The 7,046-nt window shown below is 37.4% G+C and carries 10 protein-coding genes; 6 read left to right on the forward strand and 4 right to left on the reverse strand.

Features of this window, described 5'->3' with window-relative positions:
- The 3 genes from RTL21_RS18605 to RTL21_RS18615 all read right to left on the reverse strand — a co-directional run.
- A partial coding sequence (locus RTL21_RS18605; protein ID WP_312098033.1) for a ThiF family adenylyltransferase occupies positions 1–265 on the reverse strand: 265 nt, incomplete at its 3' end.
- Positions 266–312: 47 nt separating this feature from the next.
- The gene (moaD, locus tag RTL21_RS18610) at positions 313–546 is read right to left on the reverse strand and encodes a molybdopterin converting factor subunit 1 (protein ID WP_312098013.1); all 234 of its coding nucleotides are present in this window, start codon (positions 544–546) and stop codon (positions 313–315) included.
- Entirely contained in the window at positions 543–1,004 is a 462-nt protein-coding gene (locus tag RTL21_RS18615; RefSeq protein WP_312098014.1) for a molybdenum cofactor biosynthesis protein MoaE, read from the reverse strand. Before RTL21_RS18615 ends, moaD begins: the two co-directional genes overlap by 4 nt.
- Positions 1,005–1,269: 265 nt before the next feature.
- On the opposite strand from RTL21_RS18615, the gene pdxK reads away from it, so the two are divergent.
- The 3 genes from pdxK (at position 1,270) to bshB2 (ending at position 3,291) form a co-directional block, all read left to right on the forward strand.
- Positions 1,270–2,091, forward strand: a complete 822-nt coding sequence (gene pdxK, locus RTL21_RS18620; protein ID WP_312098015.1) for a pyridoxine/pyridoxal/pyridoxamine kinase — start codon at positions 1,270–1,272, stop codon at positions 2,089–2,091.
- Positions 2,092–2,212: 121 nt separating this feature from the next.
- On the forward strand, positions 2,213–2,560 hold the full coding sequence (locus RTL21_RS18625; protein ID WP_312098017.1) for a YojF family protein: 348 nt from the start codon (positions 2,213–2,215) through the stop codon (positions 2,558–2,560).
- A 65-nt stretch (positions 2,561–2,625) separates the two neighbouring features.
- Positions 2,626–3,291 carry a bacillithiol biosynthesis deacetylase BshB2 gene (gene bshB2, locus RTL21_RS18630; protein ID WP_312098019.1) on the forward strand — a complete coding sequence of 222 codons (666 nt, stop codon included), beginning with the start codon at positions 2,626–2,628 and terminating at the stop codon, positions 3,289–3,291.
- A gap of 137 nt (positions 3,292–3,428) precedes the next feature.
- Here bshB2 and RTL21_RS18635 read toward each other — a convergent pair whose 3' ends face one another.
- Positions 3,429–3,872 (reverse strand): SRPBCC family protein, encoded by a 444-nt coding sequence (locus tag RTL21_RS18635; protein WP_312098021.1) that lies wholly within the window; start codon positions 3,870–3,872, stop codon positions 3,429–3,431.
- 207 nt (positions 3,873–4,079) lie between these two features.
- Between RTL21_RS18635 and RTL21_RS18640 the strand changes: the two genes are divergently transcribed.
- From RTL21_RS18640 to RTL21_RS18650, 3 genes are all read left to right on the forward strand, one after another.
- Positions 4,080–4,814, forward strand: coding sequence for an ABC transporter ATP-binding protein (locus RTL21_RS18640; RefSeq protein ID WP_312098023.1), 735 nt, complete (start codon positions 4,080–4,082; stop codon positions 4,812–4,814).
- Complete coding sequence (locus RTL21_RS18645; RefSeq protein ID WP_312098025.1) at positions 4,804–5,826, forward strand: ABC transporter permease; 1,023 nt, start codon at positions 4,804–4,806, stop codon at positions 5,824–5,826. Before RTL21_RS18640 ends, RTL21_RS18645 begins: the two co-directional genes overlap by 11 nt.
- Before the next feature lie 66 nt (positions 5,827–5,892).
- A complete protein-coding gene (locus tag RTL21_RS18650; protein WP_312098027.1) occupies positions 5,893–6,543 on the forward strand; it encodes a TetR/AcrR family transcriptional regulator in 651 nt (216 codons plus the stop codon).
- Positions 6,544–7,046 lie beyond the last annotated feature (503 nt).

The following is a 7,046-nucleotide window of genomic DNA, read 5'->3' on the forward strand; positions in this document are numbered from 1 at the left end:
AGCAATCCCCATTAATTTCCTTGAGTCTTCTTTCTGCCGCAATTGCTTTTGGTATCCGCTCTTTTGCATCCTTTTCCGTATATAGCTGTTGTCTCTGTAGATTGCTTTTTTCCACATAGTCTCTGTCTATAATGGTAAGACCTCCAATACCGCTTCTGCATAGCATCTCAGCAACAGATGATCCAAGAGCTCCAGCACCAATTATTAGCACCTTTTTTGTTCCAATTAATCGCTGTCCTTCCATACCTATGGAAGAAAAAAGCATCTGACGAGAATACCTACTTTGTTCCACTCGTATCTTCTCCTTCCTCATCATCCTCCACTAACAGGCGGAATAAAAGCGACTATGTCGTTTTCCCTTACAATTTCATCGTCCATAACGAATTCTTCATTCACTGCAACCATGACTCCTTGTAGTGATAAAGACGGATATGTATCTAGTAAATACTTCTTAATTTGAGCAATTGCCTGCTCGTTCCACTCCAATTCTATCCTTTCACTGCCTATCGTCTCTTTCACCCCAGCAAAAAAAAGCAATGTAATCAATGTAACTCCTCCTCACTTGGCTTGCCATCAACATACATTTTGGTCCCTTTCTGATTTCCAATCCATTCTTCTCCATTTTCCCAATGTTCTTTTTTCCAAATAGGTACAATCTCTTTGATTCTTTCTATTGCATATTGATTTGCCTCATAGGCATCCTTTCGATGAGGAGTTGAAACAGCAATAACTACTGCTACATCACTGATTTCCAGCTTGCCTATTCGATGAGAGATCGCAATATCAATATCTTTCCACTTTTCTTTGACCTCTTCACCTATTTGCTCCAGCTTCTTCATAGCCATCGGAATATATGCTTCATATGTTAAATAGAGTGTTTTTTTCCCTTCAGTCATTTCCCTGACTGTCCCAATAAAAGTAGTAACCGCTCCCGCATTTCTTCTTATTACTTTATCAATAACATGATGGATATTAATAACATGATCAATTATTTCAAAATACATATAGATTCCTTTCTCCCTGCATACTTTTCTTCTTATCTACCTATCGTAAAGAATATCTATAGATTATCACATATTTAGACAGAATTCTCTAACTATTCTCATCCCTTAATCCGCTTTTCTTGATTGGTATGCAAAAACGTTCTGTAAACCAAACTAAGGAAGAAGACGGAAAAGTTGTATCATGCATGAAAATGGTCTACAATTATTCAATCAAAACAAAATTATTTTTCGCAGGAAAATGGCAATTACATAGGAGGCATAACAAATGAAGAAAGTATTAACTTTAGCAGGTTCTGACACAAGCGGAGGGGCAGGTATTCAAGCAGATTTAAAAACATTTCAAGAGCTAGGCGTTTATGGCATGACCGCCTTAACAACGATTGTCACGATGGATCCAAAGAATCATTGGCATCACAATGTTTTTCCACAGGATATCAACACAGTTAATGCTCAATTAGAAACTGTTCTATCTGTGGGAATTGATGCAATGAAAACAGGAATGCTTGGATCTGTTGAAATCATTGAAACAGCAGCAAAGCTAATTGATGAGAATAATATTAAAAATGTTGTTATCGATCCTGTTATGATCTGTAAGGGAGAAGATGAAGTCCTTCATCCAGAAACAGCAGATGCCCTTCGTGAATTACTTGTTCCAAGAGCAACGGTAGTAACTCCTAATCTTTTTGAAGCTTGGCAGCTAGCCCAAACTGATAAGCCAATCAAAACAGTAGAAGATTTAAAAGAAGCTGCTGTAAAGATCCATGCACTTGGACCAAAATATGTTCTGATTAAAGGTGGCAGCAAATTAGGACACGAGAAAGCAATCGATCTTCTATATGATGGAAAAGAATTTACGATTTTAGAAAGTGAATTAATTGATACTACGTATACGCATGGAGCAGGCTGCACAAACTCTGCTGCCATTACGGCTGAATTGGCAAAAGGTGCTTCAGTAGAAGAAGCTATTCAAACAGCGAAAGATTTTATTACAGCAGCTATCCGCAATGGCTTTAAATTAAATGAATATGTGGGGCCAACTATGCACGGAGCCTATCGTAACGAAAAAGAAAAGCTTAGCGCTAAGTAAGAGAGGCTGAACATGTTTTAAGGCTGCCTCCTTTCAAACGTATCAAGTATTAATAAAAACGACCGTAAGCCTAACCATTTTTTTGTCCGATAAATAAACTAGTAAAAAGGAGGGATATTCTTTGGAATTTGTACAAATTGAAAAGGTACAAGAAGAAATTAATCGTTTAAGTGAAAAAGAAATATACATTCACCTCGAAACGACCAATGGGGCCTATGCAACCCATAATGACGAATCCTTCTTTAACTCTGGTGCTTATATCCGTAATGCAAAGCTATCCTATGAATATGGCAAGATTACAGGAAACGGCCCTTATCGAGTTGGTTTAAAAACCGCTATTGGCTGGATTTATGCAGAAGGCATTACCCATTATGAAGTAGATGATAAAAATAGATTGTTACTGGCAGGCTTAGATTTCACAGGAAAATTGGCAGTAGCACTGGAAATAAGCGAGACACCCTTTGAATAATAAATAATTAAAGCGGAACGGAAATTATATATTATTTTTACCATTCCATGAAAGGAGGATTATAGATGGAGACAGAAAGACAAGTATTAGTAATTTTCCCCCATCCTGACGATGAAGCATTTGGTGTATCTGGAACGATTTCTAAATTTATCCACGAAGGAGTGCCCGTTACTTATGCATGCTTAACACTTGGTCAAATGGGAAGAAATTTAGGGAATCCCCCATTTGCGACAAGAGAATCATTGCCAGAAATTCGTAAAAATGAACTGCAGGAAGCTGCAAGAGCAATGGGATTAGAGGATCTTCGTATGCTAGGATATCGTGATAAAACGATTGAATTCCTAAAGGAGGAAGTTCTAGTCGATGAATTTACCGCTTTACTAGATGAACTAGACCCTTCTTTAGTGATTACCTTCTATCCAGGTTATTCTGTACATCCGGATCATGATGCTACAGGAGCAGCAGTTGTGAAAGCCATTGAGAAAAGAGAAGCTTCTAAACGACCAAAGCTTTATTGTGTAGCGTTTGCCAAAAACTCTGAGGGAGACCTTGGACAACCGGATATCGAAATCGATGTTCAAAATTTTGTAGAGCAGAAAGTGGCAACAATTGCTGCCCATCTTTCACAAACGCAACAATATGCAGCCACTCTCCAAGAGGGATTAAATAATCAAGAACCAGATGTTTTAACTAGATTATATACAGAACGATACTGGACCTATAAATTCTAATCTTTATGGTAACGATTAAAGCAAGCATGGATAATTTTCTGTGCTTGCTTTTTACATTTTAAAATCACCTTTTCTTTTTTAAATGAAAAAAGTTGGTGCAAAATATTCTATCCTTCTACACCAACTCCTTAATTTTTCTATTCTACAAGTCCTTCTAACACTTCTTTTGCATTTTGCACATGATCACTATCTTCTGATTTCACCATTTTCACAAGGAAGTTTCTCATTAGTCGCATTTTAAGCCCCTTAACATGGACTGTTCCTTCAAACTCTACTTGAGTACCTTCAGGAATCTCTGAAAAACGGTAAGCATAGTCAATAGTTAACCCATTAGAACTGCTTCGTCGTATGAATCCATTATTTTTATTATAAGAAAGATACTCTATTTCTGCATATACTTTATTTCCTCGTACATTTCTTATTTCTTTATATTTTGTGCCAACTCCTATCGGCTTATCTGTCATTTTCTCTGTTGCTTCCACTTTATTCATATATTCTGGAGCATTTGCCATATCTGCAAAATATGCAAACACTTCTTCAATGGGCTCACAAATAATAACACTTGCATTAAAATCAGCCATTTTTCCACCTCAATAGGATCTATCTATTTTACGTTAATCATTTCTATTATAACGAATAAATAGCAAATTGAATAATTGATTACAAAAAAGCAGGATGAAAAAAATATGCTTTTAACAAATGAGTGATTACTCACTTTACAAACACCTTCCTTTCCATTACTATATATAGTGAGTAATCACTCATAAATTCAGAAAGGTGGTCTTTTCATGACTGTACCATCCATTGTTTCTGTTAAAAATCTTTCCAAGTCATTTGGAAAAAAACAAATTTTAGATGCGATTGACTTTCAGGTTTATCCTAGCGAAATTTTAGGTTTGCTCGGTCCCTCTGGAGCTGGAAAAACTACACTTGTTAAAGAGATTATTGGTTTAGATTTACCTGACAGTGGTTCCATTCATGTATTAGATAAAGAAATGCCAAATCTAAAGATAATGGAAAAAATCGGTTATATGGCGCAAGCTGATGCTTTATATCAAGATTTAACCGCTAGAGAAAACCTTGATTTCTTTGCTAGATTATATGGATTAAAAGGACCCGAGAAGAAAAACAGAATCGAAAGTACCGCTGCTTTAGTAGAATTATCCGAACATCTATCCAAGCCTGTCTCCCAGTATTCAGGTGGAATGAAAAGACGATTGTCTATTTGTATTGCGCTCTTAAACAATCCAAAATTGCTCATTTTAGATGAGCCTACAGTTGGTATTGATCCGATTCTTCGAAAAGCTATATGGAAAACTTTTAACAAGCTTAAAGAAAATGGCACTTCCATCATTGTAACTACTCATGTAATGGATGAAGCAGAAAAGTGCGATCGGCTAGGAATGATACGAAATGGACAGCTCATTGCTATTGATACTCCGAAAAATCTGATGAGTAGCTGTAATGCACAGTCCATGGAGGAAGCATTCTTATATTATGGAGGTTTAGCAAATGAGAATTAATGCCTTAGTATTGCGCATTATGAAACAATTCTATCGTGACAAAAGAACGCTCGCAATGATGATTCTAGCTCCTATTCTCATTTTAACTTTAGTAAATCTAGTATTTAATGGAGATGACTATGAAACAAAAATTGGTTTAATTAACACCCCTGATCTTATTAGCACAGCCTTCGAAAAAGAAGATGTAAGAACCTCTATCTATGAAAGCGAGTCAAAAGCAAAGGCAGCGTTAAAGGATGGGAGCATCGATGCTTATTTTGCTATGGAGAATGGACAGACAAAATTAATGTTAGAAGGAAGTGATCCTTCTATTAGCAAAGCGACGATTGCAAAGATACAGGGAGCCATGCAAAATCTGTCTCCTAATGAAGCAGTAATTGATGTCCAAGTACTCTATGGCTCTATCGATATGGAACAATTTGACGCATTTGGGCCTATACTTCTTGGCTTTTTTGCCTTCTTCTTTGTTTTTCTAGTTGCAGGGGTATCCTTTTTAAGAGAAAGAACAACAGGAACCTTAGAACGATTACTTTCTAGTCCCATAAGAAGATGGGAACTTGTTCTTTCTTATATTATTGGCTTTGGTTTATTCACCATGGTGCAATCAGGAATTATCGTCTTTTATTCTGTTTATGTGCTTCATATGTCAAACGCTGGTTCCATTCTTTATGTATTAATAACTACCCTTCTGTTAGCATTAGTAGCTCTTACTTTAGGAATTCTCTTGTCGTCTTTTGCTAATAATGAATTACAAATGATTCAATTTATTCCCATTGTCATTGTTCCACAAGTGTTCTTTTCTGGATTGTTTAACTTAGATTCGATTTCTTCTGCAATTAGCTGGATTTCTTACTTAACTCCCTTATACTATGCTGCCGATGCCTTGCAAGAGGTAATGATTCGTGGCAATGGATTTATGGATATAATTGGGTCTCTGAGTATCCTCCTTGGATACTCCGTCGTCTTAATGATTATAAATATCTTTGCTTTGAAAAAATATCGCAGTATTTAGGAGATTATATTTTTCCTCGTCAATCCTTTATAATTAGATTAGATAGTATGGATAAAGGAGTTTCCTATGAATAATAGTGAGAATATATTAGAAATTATTTTAAAAGAAGAACAATCAATGACAGATAAACAGAAAAAAATATTGATCGCTGCAATTGATGCATTTTCCGAGAAAGGCTACGCCGCCACCTCTACAAGTGAAATCGCAAAAATGGCTGGCGTGGCAGAGGGAACAATCTTTCGTCACTACAAAACGAAAAAAGATTTACTGTTAACCCTTCTGTCGCCACTATTAAGTACGTTAATTGCACCACGAGTGATTAAAGATTTTGATAAAGTATTAAATGTTTCCCACCCTAATTTTGAAGATTTTCTACGTGCAATCGTAAAAAACAGAATGGAATTTTTGCAAAAAAACAATACATTATTTAAAATTTTGATACAGGAAATCCCCTTTCATGATGACCTCCGAGAAACGTTCAAAAGTCAAATCGCTGTGAAAATTTTTGGACGTTTTCAAGAAATTATGGAGTCGTACAGTGAAAAAGAAGAGATAATTTCTATTCCGTCTTTAAGCTCGGTTCGCCTAACGGTTACATCCATTTTCGGGTATTTTCTCGCGCGTCACATTCTACTACCAGAGATTAAGTGGGACGATGAAGAAGAAATTGAGCGCACCATCCAGTTTATACTCTATGGATTAAAGCCTCGGGAATAAGAAAAGCGGAGGGCACCCGTTTAGGGGCGTGTGGGCTGGAGCGACCTTTCCTGAGATATAGGAAACACGGTGAACGCTAGTGAACCGATGTTGACTTATCGTAGGGAAAGGGCGGGAAGCCCATCAGCCCCTGGGTGCCCGGAGCTAGACAATTTGAAAAGCGGAAGCGCCTTGCTCACCACCGTACAAACTGGAAGGGCATCGACTGAGATATAGGAAACACGATGAACGCTAGTGAATCGATGTTGACTTATCGTAGGGAGGTGACCTGAAGTTTGTACGGTGGTAGGCGCTGGAGCTAGACAATTTGAAAAGCGGAAGCGCCTTGCTCACCACCGTACAAACTGGAAGGGCATCGACTGAGATATAGGAAACACGATGAACGCTAGTGAATCGATGTTGACTTATCGTAGGGAGGTGACCTGAAGTTTGTACGGTGGTAGGCGCTGGAGCTAGACAATTTGAAAAGCGGAAGCGCCTTGCTCACCACCGTACAAACTGGA

It is taken from the genome of Niallia sp. (assembly GCF_031978665.1).
Classification (GTDB): Bacteria; Bacillota; Bacilli; order Bacillales; family Cytobacillaceae; genus Niallia.

Coding starts and splice junctions, on each gene's coding strand:
- pdxK (WP_312098015.1), top strand. CDS start 1,270: ATGAAGAAAGTATTAACTTTAGCAGGTTCTGACACAAGCGGAGGGGCA.
- RTL21_RS18635 (WP_312098021.1), bottom strand. CDS start 3,872: ATGGCTGATTTTAATGCAAGTGTTATTATTTGTGAGCCCATTGAAGAA.
- RTL21_RS18640 (WP_312098023.1), top strand. CDS start 4,080: ATGACTGTACCATCCATTGTTTCTGTTAAAAATCTTTCCAAGTCATTT.
- RTL21_RS18645 (WP_312098025.1), top strand. CDS start 4,804: ATGAGAATTAATGCCTTAGTATTGCGCATTATGAAACAATTCTATCGT.
- RTL21_RS18650 (WP_312098027.1), top strand. CDS start 5,893: ATGAATAATAGTGAGAATATATTAGAAATTATTTTAAAAGAAGAACAA.
- RTL21_RS18615 (WP_312098014.1), bottom strand. CDS start 1,004: ATGTATTTTGAAATAATTGATCATGTTATTAATATCCATCATGTTATT.
- bshB2 (WP_312098019.1), top strand. CDS start 2,626: ATGGAGACAGAAAGACAAGTATTAGTAATTTTCCCCCATCCTGACGAT.